This is a genomic window from Streptomyces sp. NPDC002958 (assembly GCF_055563255.1).
This window is the reverse complement of sequence record NZ_JBVHDS010000002.1, coordinates 36,963-53,882: the sequence shown is the minus strand read 5'-3', so window position 1 is coordinate 53,882 and position 16,920 is coordinate 36,963. Positions and strand designations below refer to the sequence as shown.

Sequence of the window (16,920 nt, the reverse complement as noted above, 5' to 3'; positions counted from 1 at the left end):
TCCGCCCACCCGTACCACCCGGCTAACCTCCTGCACATCACCCTTCCGAGCAGGAGTTCATCATGGCCCAGGTCCAGCGCATGTCCCGATTGATGATCAAGACACTGCGCGACGACCCGGCGGACGCCGAGACGCTCAACCACAAGCTGCTCGTCCGGGCCGGATACGTACGTCGCACGGCGGCCGGAATCTGGACCTGGCTGCCGCTCGGCAAGAAGGTCCTGGAGAACATCACCCGCGTCGTGCGCGAGGAGATGGACGCCATCGGCGGCCAGGAAGTGCTGCTGCCCGCGCTGCTCCCCAAGGAGTCGTACGACGCCAGCGGCCGCTACCACGAGTACGGCGATCTGCTCTTCAAGCTCAAGGACCGCAAGGGCGCCGAGTACCTCCTCGGCCCCACCCACGAAGAGATCTTCACCCAGGTCGTCAAGGATCAGATCACGTCCTACAAGGACCTGCCCGTGATCCTCTACCAGATCCAGACCAAGTACCGGGACGAGGCCCGCCCCCGCGCCGGTGTGCTGCGCGGACGCGAGTTCCAGATGAAGGACTCGTACTCCTTCGACACCACGGACGAAGGCCTCGTCGAGGCGTACCAGTTGCACCGCGCCGCCTACATCCGGATCTTCGAGCGGCTCGGCCTCGACCACCGCATCGTCTCCGCCGTCTCCGGTGCGATGGGTGGCTCGGCCTCCGAGGAGTTCCTGGCTCCCGCCCCGGCCGGCGAGGACACCTTCGTCGACTGCCCCGCCTGCGACTACGCCGCCAACACCGAGGCCGTGACCTTCAGGGCCACCCCCGTGGACGGCTCGGCGCACGGCCCCGTCGAGGAGCTGGACACCCCCGACACCCCGACCATCGAGACGCTCGCCGCGCACCTGGGCGTCCCGGCCTCCGCGACCCTGAAGAACCTCCTGGTCAAGGTCGACGGCGAGATCGTCGCCGTGGGCGTGCCCGGCGACCGCGAGGTCGACCTCGGCAAGCTCGGCGAGCACCTCGCGCCCGCCGTCGTCGAGCTGGTCACCGCGGAGGACTTCGAGGGCCGTCCCGACCTGGTACGCGGCTACGTCGGCCCGCAGGGTCTGGAGAAGGTCCGCTACATCGCCGACCCGCGCATCGCCGCCGGCACCTCCTGGATCACCGGCGCGAACAAGCCCGGCACCCACGCGAAGAACGTCGTCGTCGGCCGCGACTTCGAGGTCGACGACTACCTCGACGTGGTCGTCGTCGAGGCGGGCGACCCGTGCCCCAAGTGCGGCACCGGCCTCAAGCTGGACCGCGCCATCGAGATCGGCCACATCTTCCAGCTGGGCCGCAAGTTCGCGGACGCCTTCCAGCTCGATGTGCTCGGCCAGAACGGCAAGCCGGTCCGGGTCACCATGGGCTCCTACGGCATCGGCGTCTCCCGCGCCGTCGCCGCGCTCGCCGAACAGACCGCCGACGAGCAGGGGCTGTGCTGGCCCCGCGAGATCGCCCCGGCCGATGTCCATGTCGTCGCGGCGGGCAAGGCGCTCCAGACGGAGCTGGCACTCGATGTCGCCGAGAAGCTCGCCGCTGCCGGTGTGCGGGTCATGGTCGACGACCGCGCGGGCGTCTCGCCCGGTGTGAAGTTCACCGACGCCGAGCTGATCGGCATTCCGAAGATCCTGGTCGCCGGCCGCCGCTCGGCCGAGGGCGTCCTGGAGCTCAAGGACCGCCGCACGGGCGAGCGCGAGGAGCTCACGGTCGACGAGGCGATCGCCCGTCTGACCGTTCAGGGCTGACGGCACTGAACCGCAGGCCCCCGCGCACCGCGCGGGGGCCTGCGGTTTTCCCGGACGGGCCTGGGGCGTGTTTCGAAAGTCCCGCCTGCCCCGCGGCGTCCGGCACGCACGCTCGCGGCGTTACCGAGATGCCCCAGTGGCTTCTTCCCCGAGCTCTCAGCTTCGTTCGAGCAGGGCAGACCCCATCCGAGACCATGTGGGCGCCTTGCGACCGCAAGGCGCCGGACGCCGCGAGGCCCGCCCTCCGGACGGACGGCGCTACTTTCGAAACACGCCCTACAGCCAGCCCGCGAACTCCAGCGTCAGCTCGCCCTCCTGGCGACGGCCGACCGCCAGCGCCCGGGTTCCCGACTCCACCGCGCGGAACAGCGTCCAGCCGTGCAGCCGTTCCCGGTCCACGTCCAGCGAATCGGCGAGCTTCTTGATCCGGCGTCGGGCCGTCACCGGGCCGCCGGGGGAAGCGATCAGGTCCTCGACGCGGTCACGCACCAGGCGCGCCAGATCGTAGGCCCGCTCGCCGACCAGCGGCTCCGGGCCGACGGTCAGCCAGGGCGCCCGCTCGCCCGCGAGCACCTTGCTCTGGCGGAAGTTGCCGTGCAGCAGCAGGAGTTCGGGGGAGTCGGCGACCAGTTCCTCACGCGCCGCGAGCGCCGCGGAGACCAGCGGCTCCAGGCTCGGGTCGGCCGCGGCGTAGGCGCGCATCGGCTCGGTACGGCGGCCGGTCCGCTCGGCGACCGTCTCGAATCCATGGCCGGCCGCCGGCTCGACCCACAGCCTGCGCACCGTCCCTGCCGCCTCCAGCAGTGCCTTCGCCTCCGGCAGCGAGCGCAGCGACACCTCGGGGTGCAGCCGTTCCAGCAGCAGTGCGCCGGGGCCGGTGGCGACGAGTCGCACCGCGCCCCAGCCGTTCCAGTGAGTCAGCGCCGCCTGCTCCAGCTCGAGTGCGGCCCCGGACGGAGCGATCTTCAGCGCGGCCGGGGTGCCGTCGGAGCACGTCACCAGCAGGACCAGGCTGCTGCGGCCCCCGGGGGTGGCGACCCGGTCCACGGTCAGCTTCTGCCCGGTCGAGGACAGCGCTTCCTCGGCCAGTGCGGGAAGCCGCGCGAGCCAGTCGGCGGTATCCCCGTACGACTCGCCGAGCGCTCGCACCAGACGCTGCGGCGGTTCGAAACCCATACGTGCTTTGTTCCCTTTCAGAGCTTCTTCAGTGCGTTGCCGGAGCTTCTTCAGTGCGTGGCGACGGCCCCGTTCTTCACATCGGTCCCGTCTCTCGCATCGGACTCGGCCTTCGCGTCAGTCCCTGCTGTCGCGCCGGTCCCCTCGGCGGTCCGCTCGGCGAGCCCGGGAAAGGGTACGCCGCTGCCCCGCCAGCGGACCGCGCGCACCGCGGCCTCCCGCAACGCATCCGCGGCCTCCCGCCTGCGCGTCCCCCCGGCGGCCCGTACGAGATCCGAGTACACGTACGCGACCCGGTCCTCCAGCAGGGCGGCCAGCCGCACCGCCGCGGCCGGGTCCGGCACCGCGAACGGCAGAGCGTATGCCGCTTGGGCCGCCACCGGCTCACCACCCAGGTCACGCACGGTGCGCACCAGCGCGTCGCGCCGGGCCCGGTGCGCGTGGTACGCGGCCGTGGCCTCGGCCCGGTGGTGGTCGGCGACCCGGCCGCCGACCACCCCGTACCCGTACACCGCCGCGTGTTCGGCGGCCAGGGCCGCCTGCGCCGCCTTCTGTGTCCGGGCGCTCATGGCGAGGTCTCCTTTGCCAGTTCGGTCAGCAGATAGGCGTGGGCCGCGCCCGCCGCCGCGATCGACGCCAACAGCCGGGCCAGGTCCGGCGGGGCCTTCATCAGCGTCACCAGGTGCGCGTCCGCGGCGCGGCGTTCCGCCGCGGCCAACTCCTTGACGGCGGCCTTGGCATCGGTCGCGCGCGACTGCGCGACCGCGAGCGTCTGCCCGCCATCGGGCGCCAGCGCCTTGGCATGGGCCCGTACGGCGTCCCGCAGCGGCGAGAGCCCGGCGGCGGTGGCCGGATGGGCCTTGACCACGTGTTCGTACTGGCCGAGCAGCTCCATGCTGGTACGCGCGGCACCCGCTCGGAGCTTCTTCTCCGCCTGCGCCGCGGAGGCCTGCTCGGCCGCGGTCCCTGCTCCGGCCCGGCCGGAGTCCTCCCCGCTTCCCGGGCCGTCACCGCAGCCGGCCAAGGCCGCCCCCATGGCGAGCGCCCCCGTCGCGGTGAACGCACCTCTGCGCGTCGTCCCCGTGCGCCGCACTTGTTCTCCTTCGGGCTTGGCCCTGTCTTGACTGGATCTGTCCTGAAGTGATCAACGCAGGCGAGCGTACCCGCGGCCGAGGGGCAGGCGGGCGGCAACACCCCTCGGGACCGGATACCCTTTGACCTGACACGCGAGATCCCCACAACAGCACACGCGGCCGAGGAGTCACCCGGATGAGCACCACCCAGAGCGAGAGGCTGCGCGGACTGCTCGAACCGCTCGTCAGCGCCGAGCAGCTGGATCTCGAAGAGATCGAGGTGTCCCGGGCAGGCCGCCGCCGGGTGCTGCGGATCATCGTGGACTCCGAAGAGGGCGTGGAGCTGGACACCTGCGCCGAACTGAGCCGCGCGATCTCCGAGAAGCTCGACGAGACCGACGCGATGGGCGAGGACGAGTACGTCCTCGAAGTCAGTTCCCCCGGTGCCGACCGTCCGCTGACGGAGCACCGCCACTACGTACGTGCCACGGGCCGCCTGGCCAAACTCCATCTGCGCGAGGGCGGTGAGCTGGTGGCTCGCATCCTCGCCGTGGACGAAGAAGGACTCGACCTCGAAGTGCCGGGCGTCAAGGGCCGCAGGCCCACGTCCCGCCGGGTCGCCTTCGACGAGATCGCCAAGGCGCGCGTGGAGATCGAATTCAGCCGCAAGGACAAGAAGGAAGAGGAGGCGTAGCCGTGGACATCGATGTGAAGCTCTTGAAGGGCTTGGCACAGGACAAGGAGATCCCCTTCGACGTGCTCGTCGAGGCGATCGAGTCGGCCCTCCTCATCGCCTACCACCGTACGGACGGCAGCCACCGCCGCGCGCGAGTGAAGCTCGACGAGCGCGGCCATGTGACGGTGTGGGCGAAGGAGGACCCGGCCGACCTCGAACCGGGCCAGGAGCCCAAGGAGTTCGACGACACCCCGTCCGGCTTCGGCCGGATCGCCGCGACCACCGCCAAGCAGGTCATCCTGCAGCGGCTGCGCGACGCCGAGGACGACAGGACGTTCGGCGAGTACGCGGGCCACGAGGGCGATGTCGTCACCGGCGTCGTCCAGCAGGGCAAGGACCCGAAGAACGTCCTGGTCGACATCGGCAAGCTGGAAGCGATCCTGCCGGTGCAGGAGCAGGTGCCGGGCGAGGAGTACACCCACGGCCTGCGCCTGCGTACGTATGTCGTACGGGTCGCCAAGGGCGTGCGCGGTCCGTCCGTGACGCTCTCGCGGACCCACCCCAACCTGGTGAAGAAGCTCTTCGCGCTGGAGGTCCCGGAGATCGCGGACGGTTCCGTCGAGATCTGCGCGATCGCCCGCGAGGCGGGTCACCGCACCAAGATCGCGGTCCGTTCGACCCGCTCCGGGCTGAACGCCAAGGGCGCCTGCATCGGCCCGATGGGCGGCCGGGTGCGCAATGTCATGGCCGAGCTGCACGGCGAGAAGATCGACATCGTGGACTGGTCGGACGACCCGGCCGAGATGGTCGCCAACGCCCTGTCGCCCGCACGGGTGAGCCAGGTCGAGGTCGTGGACCTCGGCGCACGGTCCGCCCGGGTCACCGTCCCCGACTACCAGCTGTCGCTCGCGATCGGCAAGGAGGGGCAGAATGCCCGCCTCGCCGCACGCCTCACCGGCTGGCGCATCGACATCCGTCCGGACACCGAGACCGATGCCGAGCGTGACGTCGCGGACCGGGAGCGGGCCGAGCGGGCCCGCGAGCGTTCGGAGCGCGGCTGACCCGACCCGGCGGATGCCGGGCAACCGGCCCGCGCGGGACCGCCCGGCGCCGCCCCCGGAAAGGGGCGGCCGGGGGCGGTCCCGCGGGCCGCAGGGAATACATCTGGGCGGCACGCCGCTGAGAACACGACAACATCCGTTCGATTTTTGCCCCAAAGGGGTGAGGCCGGTGCGGGGAGGTAGACTTAGACGTGTCTGGCCGGACGCACGCTCGCGCTTGCCCTGAGCGAACCTGTGTGGGATGCCGGGAGCGAGCGGCAAAGAGCGAGCTGCTGCGCATCGTCGCGGACGGGGACGCGTGCGTACCCGATCCTCGCGGTACGCTGCCCGGCCGGGGTGTCTATGTGCACCCCGTCTCTGTCTGTCTGGACCTGGCGGTTCGCCGCCGGGCATTCCCCCGGGCCTTCAAGGCCAAGGGGCCGTTCGACCCCGCAGCAGTGCAGCGGTTCGTCGAGCGGGTGACACCGTAAGAAAGCGAACGGCACGGGACCCCGTGCGGTCAGGTACCTCGCGAGTTGGAAGTAGGTCGAGATTGCGATGAGCACTCGATGAGTACGCGATGAGTACGCCCATGAAGTAGCGACGGTCCGGCGGTAACCCGGACCTAAAAGGAGCGAAGTGGCTAAGGTCCGGGTATACGAACTCGCCAAGGAGTTCGGCGTCGAGAGCAAGGTCGTCATGGCCAAGCTCCAAGAGCTCGGTGAATTCGTCCGTTCGGCGTCCTCGACGATCGAGGCGCCGGTTGTACGCAAGTTGACTGACGCACTGCAGGGGCCCGGCGGCAACGCCGGCAAGTCCGCTGCAAAGCCTGGCGCGCCCCGCAAGGCGACGCCCGCAAAGCCCGCAGCGCCCTCCCCGGCCGCTGCGGCACGTCCCGCTGCCCCGAAGCCCGGCGCCCCGGCCCCCAGGCCGGCAGCAGCCGCCGCCCCGGCGAGCAGCACCCCCGCAGCGCCTTCCGCGCCGTCTGTCGGCCCGCGTCCGGGTCCGAAGCCCGCGCCCAAGCCCGCTCCGGTGACTCCGGTCCCCGCTGCCGAGTTCTCGGCTCCGGCTCCGGCCCAGTCGGCTGCCCCGCAGCAGCAGGCCCCGCGTCCCGCGGGTGCCACCCCCGGCCCGCGCCCCGCCCGTCCGGCCCCGGCCGGCGGTCAGCGTGACGGCGGCCGTGGTGGCGAGCGCGATGGCGGTCGTGGTGGCGAGCGCGGCGGCGACCGCCCCGCACGTCCCGCAGGCCAGGGCGCCCCGCGCCCCGGCGGCGCCCGTCCGTCCGGTCCCCGTCCGGGCAACAACCCCTTCACCTCCGGCGGCTCGACGGGCATGGCCCGTCCGCAGGCGCCCCGTCCCGGCGGCGCCCCGCGTCCCGGTGGCGGCCAGGAGCGCCCCGGCGCCCCGCGTCCGCAGGGTGGCCCCGGTGGCGCCCCGCGTCCCCAGGGCCAGGGCGGTGCCCGTCCCACTCCGGGCGGCATGCCCCGTCCGCAGGCTCCCCGGCCTGGCGGTGCCCCCGGTGGTAACCGACCGAACCCGGGCATGATGCCGCAGCGTCCCGCTGCGGGCCCGCGTCCCGGTGGTGGCCCCGGCGGTGGCCGTGGTCCCGGCGGTGGCGGTCGTCCCGGCGGTGGCGGCGCAGGCCGTCCCGGTGGCGGCGGCTTCGCAGGCCGTCCGGCCGGTCCCGGTGGCGGTGGCGGCGGTTTCGCCGGTCGTCCCGGTGGCGGCGGTGGCGGTGCGGGTCGTCCCGGTGGCGGTGGCGGCGGCTTCGGCGGTCGTCCCGGCTTCGGCGGTCGTCCCGGCGGTCCCGGTGGCCGTGGTGGCACACAGGGTGCGTTCGGCCGTCCCGGCGGTCCCGCGCGTCGTGGTCGCAAGTCGAAGCGGCAGAGGCGCCAGGAGTACGAGGCCATGCAGGCCCCGTCGGTGGGCGGCGTCATGCTGCCTCGCGGCAACGGGCAGTCCGTCCGTCTGTCGCGCGGTGCCTCCCTCACCGACTTCGCGGAGAAGATCAACGCCAACCCGGCGTCGCTCGTCGCCGTGATGATGAACCTCGGCGAGATGGTCACGGCGACGCAGTCGGTCTCCGACGAGACGCTGAAGCTGCTCGCCGAAGAGATGAACTACGTCCTGGAGATCGTCAGCCCGGAGGAGGAGGACCGCGAGCTGCTCGAGTCCTTCGACATCGAGTTCGGCGAGGACGAGGGCGGCGAAGAGGCTCTGGTCTCCCGTCCGCCGGTCGTGACCGTCATGGGTCACGTCGACCACGGTAAGACCCGACTTCTGGACGCGATCCGCAAGACGAACGTCGTTGCGGGCGAGGCCGGCGGTATCACGCAGCACATCGGTGCATACCAGGTCTCCTCCGAGGTCAACGGCGAGGACCGCAGGATCACCTTCATCGACACCCCGGGTCACGAGGCGTTCACCGCCATGCGTGCCCGTGGTGCGAAGTCCACCGACATCGCGATCCTCGTGGTGGCGGCGAACGACGGTGTGATGCCCCAGACGATCGAGGCGCTGAACCACGCCAAGGCGGCCGACGTGCCGATCGTGGTCGCGGTCAACAAGATCGACGTCGAGGGTGCGGACCCGACTAAGGTGCGCGGTCAGCTCACCGAGTTCGGTCTGGTGGCCGAGGAGTACGGCGGCGACACGATGTTCGTCGACATCTCCGCCAGGCAGGGCCTCAACATCGAGGCTCTTCTGGAGGCCGTCGTCCTCACCGCCGACGCCTCGCTCGACCTGCGGGCCAACCCGGAGCAGGACGCGCAGGGTATTGCGATCGAGTCCCACCTCGACCGCGGCCGCGGTGCCGTCGCGACCGTCCTGGTCCAGCGAGGCACCCTGCGGGTCGGCGACACGATGGTGGTCGGCGACGCGTACGGACGTGTCCGCGCCATGCTCGACGACAAGGGCGAGAACGTCGAGGAAGCGGGTCCGTCGACCCCCGTCCTCGTGCTGGGTCTCACCAACGTCCCGGGTGCCGGCGACAACTTCCTGGTGGTCGACGAGGACCGTACGGCCCGTCAGATCGCCGAGAAGCGTGCCGCCCGTGAGCGCAACGCCAACTTCGCCCGCAAGGGTGTCCGGTTCTCCCTGGAGAACCTGGACGAGGCGCTCAAGGCCGGTCTGGTCCAGGAGCTCAACCTCATCATCAAGGGCGACGCGTCCGGTTCGGTGGAGGCTCTCGAGTCCTCGCTGCTCCAGCTCGACGTCGGTGACGAGGTCGACATCCGGGTCCTGCACCGCGGTGTGGGTGCGGTCACCGAGTCGGACATCGACCTGGCGACCGGCTCCGACGCCATCGTGATCGGCTTCAATGTGCGCGCCGCAGGGCGTGCGCAGCAGATGGCCGAGCGCGAAGGTGTGGACGTCCGGTACTACTCGGTCATCTACCAGGCGATCGAAGAGATCGAAGCGGCCCTCAAGGGCATGCTCAAGCCGGAGTACGAAGAGGTCGAGCTCGGTACGGCGGAGATCCGCGAGATCTTCCGCTCGTCCAAGCTGGGCAACATCGCCGGTGTGCTGGTCCGGTCCGGCGAGGTCAAGCGCAACACCAAGGCGCGCCTGCTGCGCGATGGCAAGGTCATCGCGGAGAACCTCAACATCTCCGGTCTGCGCCGCTTCAAGGACGACGTCACCGAGATCCGCGAAGGCTTCGAGGGCGGTATCAACCTCGGAAACTTCAACGACATCAAGATCGACGACGTCATCGCGACGTACGAGATGCGCGAAAAGCCGCGAGGCTGACCCGTACCTCAACAGTCGGGGCCGGTCGACGGGTCATATTTCCGTCGATCGGCCCCGGCCGTTCCGTGTACGGTTCTTGTGTCCCTGCCAAGCGCTGGCAGGGCGCGAACCCGAACCGGCGGGACATCCGGACATACATGTATGTGGGGACACTGTCCTTCGATCTGCTTCTCGGCGACGTACGGTCGTTGAAGGAGAAACGCTCCGTCGTCCGTCCGATCGTCGCCGAGCTCCAGCGGAAATACGCGGTGAGTGCGGCGGAGGTGGGCGGACAGGATCTCCATCGCAGGGCCGAGATCGGCCTCGCCGTGGTCTCCGGGGACACCGGACACCTCACAGACGTACTCGACCGGTGCGAGCGGCTGATCGCCGGCCGGCCCGAGGTGGAGCTGTTGTCCGTACGACGGCGGCTGCACAGCGACGAAGACGATTGAGCAAGGCAAAGAAGGAGACGGACCAGTGGCCGACAACGCGCGGGCGAAAAAGCTGGCGGACCTCATCCAGGAGGTGGTCGCCGAGAAACTGCAGCGCGGTATCAAGGACCCGCGTCTGGGTACGCACGTGACGATCACGGACACCCGGGTCACCGGTGACCTGCGGGAGGCCACGGTCTTCTACACGGTCTACGGCGACGACGAGGAGCGGGCGAGCGCAGCGGCCGGCCTGGAGAGCGCCAAGGGCATCCTGCGTTCGGCGGTCGGAGCGGCGGCGGGGACGAAGTTCACCCCCACGCTGGCCTTCGTGGCCGACGCCCTTCCGGAGAGCGCCAAGGCGATCGAGGACCTCCTCGACCGGGCCCGGGCCTCGGACGCACGGGTGCGCCAGGCGTCCTCGGGCGCCACGTACGCCGGCGGCGCGGACCCGTACCGCAAGGCGGATGACGAGAACGAGGACACCGCCTCCGAATGACATCGCAGAACAGGACGCCCGATCAAGGGAGCGGGAGCGCAGCGACGTCGGGCAAGGGCGGCGGCGGGCGACGGGAGAGCGGCCTTGTCATTGTCGACAAGCCGTCCGGCTTCACTTCGCACGACGTCGTCGCCAAGATGCGCGGCATCGCCCGGACCCGCCGCGTCGGTCACGCCGGCACGCTGGACCCGATGGCGACGGGCGTTCTCGTGCTCGGTGTCGAGAAGGCCACCAAGCTGCTGGGCCATCTCGCACTGACCGAGAAGGAGTACCTCGGCACGATCCGACTCGGACAGAACACCATCACGGACGACGCGGAGGGCGAGATCACCTCGTCCACCGATGCGTCCGGTGTGACCCGTGAGGGCATCGACGCCGGAGTCGCGGCCCTGACCGGACCGATCATGCAGGTGCCGTCCAAGGTCAGCGCCATCAAGATCGACGGCAAGCGGTCCTACGCGCGGGTGCGCGGCGGAGAGGAGTTCGAGATCCCGGCCCGGCCGGTGACGATCTCGTCCTTCAACGTCTACGACGTCCGCGAGGCAGTCGCCGAGGACGGGACGCCGGTCGTCGACCTGGTCGTCTCCGTCGTCTGCTCCTCGGGTACGTACATCCGCGCGATCGCCCGCGACCTCGGCGCCGGGCTCGGCGTCGGCGGGCATCTGACCGCGCTGCGGCGCACCAGGGTCGGGCCGTACGGTCTCGACCTGGCGCGGACGCTCGACCAGCACCAGCAGGAGCTGACCGTGATGCCGGTGGCCGAGGCCGCCGCCTCGGCGTTCCCCCGCTGGGACGTGGACGAGAAGCGCGCCAAGCTGCTGCTGAACGGGGTGCGGCTGGACATGCCCGCCTTCCCGCCGGGACCGGTCGGGGTCTTCGGGCCCGACGGGCGGTTCCTGGTACTCGTCGAGGAGCAGAAGGGCAAGGCCAAGAGCCTCGCCGTCTTCGCCTGACCGACGACCCGGGTCCTGGGACCCCATCGTGGAGCGGGCCCCCTGTGCCCGCTCCACGATCCCCCAACGGTTTCTGTCCACCGCACGCCATGAATTCACACCGATGAGCAGGCGCGCGGAGTGAATCAGGGGTGCATTCGGGGGCGCTTTTGGCCGATGCCCCGCAGGAGTGGGCGGCGCTCGTCGGCCCGAGTGCGCGGCGGACGGTGGAGTGCCTGGGAAGCCCGAAGACGATGCCGATGCAGGCCGCGGGGCGTGAGCATGGCAGTCTTAGACCTGCGAAACAGGCAATCCCACGTACACAGGTTTGGGCGAGGAGCGGTCAGAGTGCAACGCTGGCGTGGCTTGGAGGACATCCCCCAGGACTGGGGACGCAGCGTCGTCACCATCGGTTCCTATGACGGGGTGCACCGCGGACACCAGCTGATCATCGGGCGGGCCGTGGAGCGGGCCCGTGAGCTGGGCGTGCCGTCGGTCGTGGTGACCTTCGACCCGCATCCCAGCGAGGTCGTACGGCCCGGCAGTCATCCGCCGCTGCTCGCCCCGCACCACCGGCGCGCCGAGCTGATGGCTGAGCTGGGGGTGGACGCAATGCTGATCCTGCCGTTCACCACCGAGTTCTCGAAGCTGGCGCCCGCCGACTTCATCGTGAAGGTACTCGTCGACAAGTTGCACGCGCAGCTGGTCATCGAGGGACCCAACTTCCGCTTCGGTCACAAGGCGGCCGGGAATGTGCAGCTGCTCACCGAGTTCGGCGAGACCTACGACTACCGTGTCGAGGTCATCGACCTGTACGTGAGCGGCGAGGCGGGCGGCGGCGAGCCGTTCTCCTCCACCCTCACCCGACGGCTGGTCGCCGAGGGCGATGTCGCGGGCGCCGCCGAGATCCTGGGCCGGCCGCACCGGGTGGAGGGCATCGTGGTCCGCGGCGCACAGCGCGGTCGTGCGCTGGGCTTTCCCACGGCCAACGTGGAGACTCTGCCGCACACCGCGATCCCCGCCGACGGTGTCTACGCGGGCTGGCTGAATGTGAACGGCGAGGCGATGCCCGCCGCGATCTCGGTCGGCACGAACCCGCAGTTCGACGGCACGGAGCGGACGGTGGAGGCGTACGCGATCGACCGCGTCGACCTCGACCTGTACGGGCTCCATGTCTCGGTGGACTTCCTCGCGTACGTACGCGGGATGCTGAAGTTCGATTCGATCGACGACCTGCTCGTGGCGATGGCTGCCGATGTGAAGCGGTGCAGCGAGCTGATCTCCGCGTACGAGCGCGGCTGAACTCGTCCTCGTGCACGGCCGGGGGGCCGGAACCGTCGAAAACGGGTCCGGCCCCCGGCCGTGGCGGGGTCAGCTGTTCAGCTCCTCCGGCGTCCGCCCTTTGGGTCTCCACGGCGAACCACGCGGCGGACGGGCCGGGACCGTCCGGCGACTGACCGCACGATGCCCGGCGGACCGGCCGGGGCCCGCCAGGCCCCGATGCGCCGGACGGGCCCCGGGTCACCTTGTCAGGAACGCGCCTTCGCAGCCGCGCCCACCCAGTGGCACGCCACCTGTGTCTGCCCGCCGCCCGCGAGCACCGGCAGATCCTTCGTACGGCACGCTTCCGCGACGCCCGCCCGTTCCGCCTCGCCCGAGGCCAGCACCTGGCAGCGGGCATGGAACCGGCATCCGGACGGAACCCTGGACGGGTCCGGCGGCTCACCCGTCAGAATCACCGGATCGCCCTCGGCCTCCGGCAGCACCGACAACAGCGCCTGGGTGTACGGATGTTGCGGAGCCGTCAGGATCTGCTCCACCTCGCCCGTCTCCACGATCCGCCCGAGGTACATCACCGCGACCCGGTCGGCGATGTTCCACGCCAGGCCGAGGTCGTGCGTGACCACCAGAGCGGACAGCCCCAGCTCGTCCCGCAGCCGCAGCAGCAGGGCCAGGATCTCGCCGCGCACCGAAGCGTCCAGCGAGGCCACCGGCTCATCGGCCACGATGAGATCCGGCTCCAGGACGAGCGCGCCCGCGATCACCACCCGCTGGCGCTGACCGCCCGACAGCTCGTGCGGATAGCGCAGGAAGAACCGCTCGGGAGGCCGCAGCCCCGCCCGTGACAGCGCTTCGGCCACCGCGGCCCGCTCGTCCCCCGCGTACCCGTGGATCCGTAGACCCTCGGCGACGGCGTCGTACACCGTGTTCCTGGGGTTGAGCGAACCACTGGGGTCCTGGAGCACCAGCTGGACCCGCTTGCGGTACGCCTTCAGCGCCCGGCTCGCATAGTCGAGCGGCTGCCCGCCGAAGGTCACCTGCCCGGACGTCGGAGGGACCAGGCCCAGCAGCGAACGCGCCAGCGTCGTCTTGCCGCAGCCCGACTCGCCGACCAGCGCGACGATCTCACCGGGCCGGATGTCCAGGTCGACGCTGTCCACGGCACGCGCCGGGGCAGCACCGCGCCGGCCGGGGAAGGTGACCTTCAGCCCCTGGGCGCTGAGCAGGGGAGTGGTGGTGGTCATGGTGTGCTCCTTGCTTCCTCGGCCTCCGGCCGGGCCGGGGCCGCGGCCGCCCCCGGCTCCACCAGCACACAGGCGGCCCGTCGCTGTGGCCCCGCGTCCCGCAGCTCCTGGTCCTGCGTCGTGCAGGAGTCGAGGGCCACCGGGCAGCGCGGGTGGAACGTGCAGCCGCCGGGCAGCGCCGACGGGTCCGGCGGATCGCCGGGCAGCCCGCGGGGTGCGAACCGGGAGGCCGGGTCGCCGATGCGCGGAAAGGCGCCGGACAGGGCCTTTCCGTAGGGATGGTGCGCGTTCTCGTAGACCTCGGACGCCGGTCCCTCCTCCACGACCCGGCCCGCGTACATCACCGCGAGCCGGTCACAGGTGTCCGAGAGCACCGCGAGGTCATGGCTGATCATGATCAGGCCGAGGTCCTGCTCTGACACCAACTGCTCGATCAGACGCAGGATCTGGGCCTGGATCATCACATCGAGAGCCGTGGTCGGCTCGTCCGCGATGATCAGGCCCGGATCGCAGGCGAGCGCCATCGCGATCATCACGCGCTGCCGCTGCCCGCCGGAGAGCTCGTGCGGATAGGCGTCCGCGCGGGCGGCCGGCAGCCCCACCTGTTCCAGGAGCTCGCCGACCTTCTTCGCCGCCCCGGCCTGTGTCGCCTTCCTGTGCAGCAGGATCGGCTCGGCGATCTGGTCCCCGATGCGGTGCACCGCGTTGAGCGAGTGCATTGCGCCCTGGAACACGATCGACGCCCCCGCCCAGCGCACCGCCCTGACCTGGCCCCATTTCATGGTGAGGACGTCCTCGCCGTTCAACAGGATCTGGCCGCAGACCTTCGTCCCGGCAGGCAGCAGCCGCAGCAGCGCGAGCGCCAGCGTCGACTTGCCGCAGCCCGACTCACCGGCGATGCCGAGCTTCTGCCCCGCGTCGACGGTGAGGTTCACCCCGCGGACGGCCTGCGCTCCGCCGGCGTACGTCACCGTGAGGTCCCGTACATCGAGTAGCGGAGTCTTCCGGATGCTCGTCGTACTCAACGGGCCACCCCCAGCTTGGGATTGAGGACGGACTCGATGGCGCGGCCGCACAGGGTGAACGCCAGGGCCACCGCGGCGATGGCGATGCCGGGCGGGGCCAGGTACCACCAGTTGCCCGCGCTCACCGCGCCCGCCTCGCGGGCGTCCTGGAGCATGCCGCCCCAGGAGGTGGTGGTCGGGTCGCTGAGGCCGAGGAAGGCCAAGGTGGCCTCCGTGAGGATCGCGCTGGAGATCACCAGCGTGGTCTGCGCGAGCACCAGCGGCATCACGTCCGGCAGCACGTGCCGGATCATGATGTGCCTGTGGCCGCCGCCCAGGGCACGGGCGCGCTCGATGTACGGGCGGGACTCCACGGCAAGGGTCTGGGCACGGACCAGCCGGGCCGTGGTCGGCCAGGTCGTGACACCGATCGCGATGATGACCGTCCACATCGAGCGGTCCATCACGGTGGCGAGCGCGATCGCCAGGACCAGGGTCGGCATCACCAGGAACCAGTCGGTGATCCGCATCAGGACCGTCGAGTACCAGCCGTGGAAGTGCCCGGCGATGATGCCGACGACCGTGCCGATGGCGACGCACAGGAACGCCGCGAGCAGACCGACCGTCAACGAGACACGGGCGCCCCACACCAGCAGGGCCAGCACGCTGCGTCCGAACTGGTCCGTACCGAGCGGGAATTCACCGCTCGGCGACTCCAGTGCGCCTCCGGGCGCATCGGTGACGCTCTGCGAGCCGGCGCCGACGAGCTGCGGCGCGAACAGGGCGATCAGCGCGATCAGGGCGAGCGCGGCCAGACCCCACAGCCCGCTCCTGTGTTTGCGGTACTCCCGCCAGAAACGGGCGACGGTCCGGCGCCGGCGCGCCCGGGTCAGAGCACGCGGGTTCGTGGTGGCTTCGGCCTTCGTGGGCGTGGGCATGGATTCGGTGGTCATCGGCTCACCCGGGGATCGAGCAGCGGATACAGCACATCGGCAAGGGTGTTCGCCAGGATCACCGCGGTGGCGAAGACGAAGAACAGCCCTTGTACGAGGGGGAGGTCGGGCACGCTGAGCCCCTGGTAGAAGAGGCCGCCGAGGCCAGGCCAGGAGAACACCGTCTCGACCAGGATCTGGCCGGCGACCACATGCCCCAGGTTCACGAACATCAGCGTGAACGTCGGCAGCATCGCGTTCGGCACGGCGTGCTTGCGGCGTACGACATCGTCCCGCAGCCCCTTCGCGCGGGCCGTCGTCAGATAGTCGCTGCCCATCTCGTCGAGGAGCGAGGAGCGCATCACCAGGAGCGTCTGCGCGTACCCGACCGCGACCAGCGTGATCACCGGGAGGACCAGATGATGCGCCACATCGAGGATGTAAGCGATTCCGCTCTCGCCGCCCGATTCCATACCGCCGGTCGGGAACATCCCGGGGATCGGCCCGACGCCCACCGAGAACACGATGATCAGGAGCAGACCCAGCCAGAACGACGGAACCGAGTAGAGCGTGAGCGCGAACGCGGTGTTGAAGCGGTCGCTCATGGAGCCGTTGCGCCAGGCGGTACGGGTGCCCAGCCAGATGCCGAGCGCGGTGTAGAGGACGTACGCCGTGCCGGTGAGCAGCAGCGTCGCCGGGAGCGCCTCGGTGATCTTGTCGATGACCGGTGCGTGGAACTGGAACGAGGTGCCGAAGTCGCCGGTGAGGGCGTCGCCCACATACGTCGTGAACTGCCGCCACAACGGCTGGTCGAGGCCGAATTGGCGGCGCAGCGACTGGAGTTGCTCCGCGGACACCGGGCGGCCGCCCGTCATCTGCTTCACCGGGTCGCTGGGAATGAGACGGAAGAGGAAGAAGCTGGTGACCAGAACCGCGAACAGGGAGACGGCCGCTCCCGCGATCTTGGCCGCGACGTACTGGAGATAGGCCTTGGTGTTACGCGCTCGTGGACCGCGGGGGGCCGAGGGGCCGGCCTGAGCCGGCCCCTCGGTGTCCGCGTCCGCGATCTGCACGAGCGCCGGAGTGCTGTCTGTCATGGGGAACTCTCGTTACTCGTGCTGCACTTAGAGGAAACCGCCG

Annotated in this window: 16 protein-coding genes; 9 read left to right on the top strand and 7 right to left on the bottom strand. The window is 70.6% G+C overall.

The annotated features are described in order from the left end of the window. Positions 1-62 precede the first annotated feature (62 nt). The gene (locus tag ACZ3IC_RS03715; RefSeq protein ID WP_467412231.1) at positions 63-1,763 is read left to right on the top strand and encodes a proline--tRNA ligase; all 1,701 of its coding nucleotides are present in this window, start codon (positions 63-65) and stop codon (positions 1,761-1,763) included. A gap of 276 nt (positions 1,764-2,039) precedes the next feature. Here the strand turns inward: ACZ3IC_RS03715 and ACZ3IC_RS03710 are convergent, their stop codons facing one another. From ACZ3IC_RS03710 to ACZ3IC_RS03700, 3 genes are read right to left on the bottom strand one after another with little or no spacing between them, the layout of a single operon-like run. Further along, on the bottom strand, positions 2,040-2,939 hold the full coding sequence (locus tag ACZ3IC_RS03710) for an aminoglycoside phosphotransferase family protein (protein ID WP_467412229.1): 900 nt from the start codon (positions 2,937-2,939) through the stop codon (positions 2,040-2,042). Between the two features lie 50 nt (positions 2,940-2,989). Then, complete coding sequence (locus ACZ3IC_RS03705) at positions 2,990-3,508, bottom strand: ferritin-like domain-containing protein (protein WP_467412227.1); 519 nt, start codon at positions 3,506-3,508, stop codon at positions 2,990-2,992. Beyond that, the gene (locus ACZ3IC_RS03700; protein WP_467412226.1) at positions 3,505-4,032 is read right to left on the bottom strand and encodes a hypothetical protein; all 528 of its coding nucleotides are present in this window, start codon (positions 4,030-4,032) and stop codon (positions 3,505-3,507) included. Before ACZ3IC_RS03700 ends, ACZ3IC_RS03705 begins: the two co-directional genes overlap by 4 nt. Before the next feature lie 176 nt (positions 4,033-4,208). On the opposite strand from ACZ3IC_RS03700, the gene rimP reads away from it, so the two are divergent. From rimP to ACZ3IC_RS03660, 8 genes are all read left to right on the top strand, one after another. After that, on the top strand, positions 4,209-4,706 hold the full coding sequence (gene rimP / locus ACZ3IC_RS03695) for a ribosome maturation factor RimP (protein WP_467412224.1): 498 nt from the start codon (positions 4,209-4,211) through the stop codon (positions 4,704-4,706). Between the two features lie 2 nt (positions 4,707-4,708). Then, positions 4,709-5,749 carry a transcription termination factor NusA gene (gene nusA / locus ACZ3IC_RS03690; RefSeq protein ID WP_351086206.1) on the top strand — a complete coding sequence of 347 codons (1,041 nt, stop codon included), beginning with the start codon at positions 4,709-4,711 and terminating at the stop codon, positions 5,747-5,749. 191 nt (positions 5,750-5,940) lie between these two features. Further along, complete coding sequence (locus ACZ3IC_RS03685; RefSeq protein ID WP_467412221.1) at positions 5,941-6,219, top strand: YlxR family protein; 279 nt, start codon at positions 5,941-5,943, stop codon at positions 6,217-6,219. A gap of 148 nt (positions 6,220-6,367) precedes the next feature. Further along, entirely contained in the window at positions 6,368-9,478 is a 3,111-nt protein-coding gene (infB, locus tag ACZ3IC_RS03680; protein WP_467412219.1) for a translation initiation factor IF-2, read from the top strand. Between the two features lie 137 nt (positions 9,479-9,615). Further along, positions 9,616-9,912, top strand: a complete 297-nt coding sequence (locus ACZ3IC_RS03675) for a DUF503 domain-containing protein (protein ID WP_327370171.1) — start codon at positions 9,616-9,618, stop codon at positions 9,910-9,912. A gap of 25 nt (positions 9,913-9,937) precedes the next feature. Further along, a complete protein-coding gene (gene rbfA / locus ACZ3IC_RS03670) occupies positions 9,938-10,387 on the top strand; it encodes a 30S ribosome-binding factor RbfA (RefSeq protein ID WP_467412217.1) in 450 nt (149 codons plus the stop codon). Next, entirely contained in the window at positions 10,384-11,340 is a 957-nt protein-coding gene (gene truB / locus ACZ3IC_RS03665) for a tRNA pseudouridine(55) synthase TruB (protein WP_467412215.1), read from the top strand. The genes rbfA and truB overlap by 4 nt, the downstream gene beginning before the upstream one ends. A 327-nt stretch (positions 11,341-11,667) precedes the next feature. Further along, a complete protein-coding gene (locus tag ACZ3IC_RS03660; RefSeq protein WP_467412213.1) occupies positions 11,668-12,621 on the top strand; it encodes a bifunctional riboflavin kinase/FAD synthetase in 954 nt (317 codons plus the stop codon). Positions 12,622-12,848: 227 nt separating this feature from the next. On the opposite strand, the gene ACZ3IC_RS03655 is transcribed toward ACZ3IC_RS03660, so the two are convergent. Genes ACZ3IC_RS03655 through ACZ3IC_RS03640 form a run of 4 tightly spaced genes read right to left on the bottom strand, consistent with a single transcriptional unit; the run spans position 12,849 to position 16,877 of the window. Then, positions 12,849-13,844: an oligopeptide/dipeptide ABC transporter ATP-binding protein gene (locus ACZ3IC_RS03655; protein WP_467412211.1), complete on the bottom strand. Its 996-nt coding sequence runs from the start codon at positions 13,842-13,844 to the stop codon at positions 12,849-12,851. Continuing rightward, positions 13,841-14,869, bottom strand: coding sequence for an ABC transporter ATP-binding protein (locus ACZ3IC_RS03650; protein ID WP_467412208.1), 1,029 nt, complete (start codon positions 14,867-14,869; stop codon positions 13,841-13,843). The genes ACZ3IC_RS03655 and ACZ3IC_RS03650 overlap by 4 nt, the downstream gene beginning before the upstream one ends. After that, positions 14,866-15,801, bottom strand: a complete 936-nt coding sequence (locus ACZ3IC_RS03645) for an ABC transporter permease (protein ID WP_467412207.1) — start codon at positions 15,799-15,801, stop codon at positions 14,866-14,868. The genes ACZ3IC_RS03650 and ACZ3IC_RS03645 overlap by 4 nt, the downstream gene beginning before the upstream one ends. After that, positions 15,798-16,877 (bottom strand): ABC transporter permease, encoded by a 1,080-nt coding sequence (locus tag ACZ3IC_RS03640; protein WP_467412205.1) that lies wholly within the window; start codon positions 16,875-16,877, stop codon positions 15,798-15,800. Before ACZ3IC_RS03640 ends, ACZ3IC_RS03645 begins: the two co-directional genes overlap by 4 nt. Positions 16,878-16,920 lie beyond the last annotated feature (43 nt).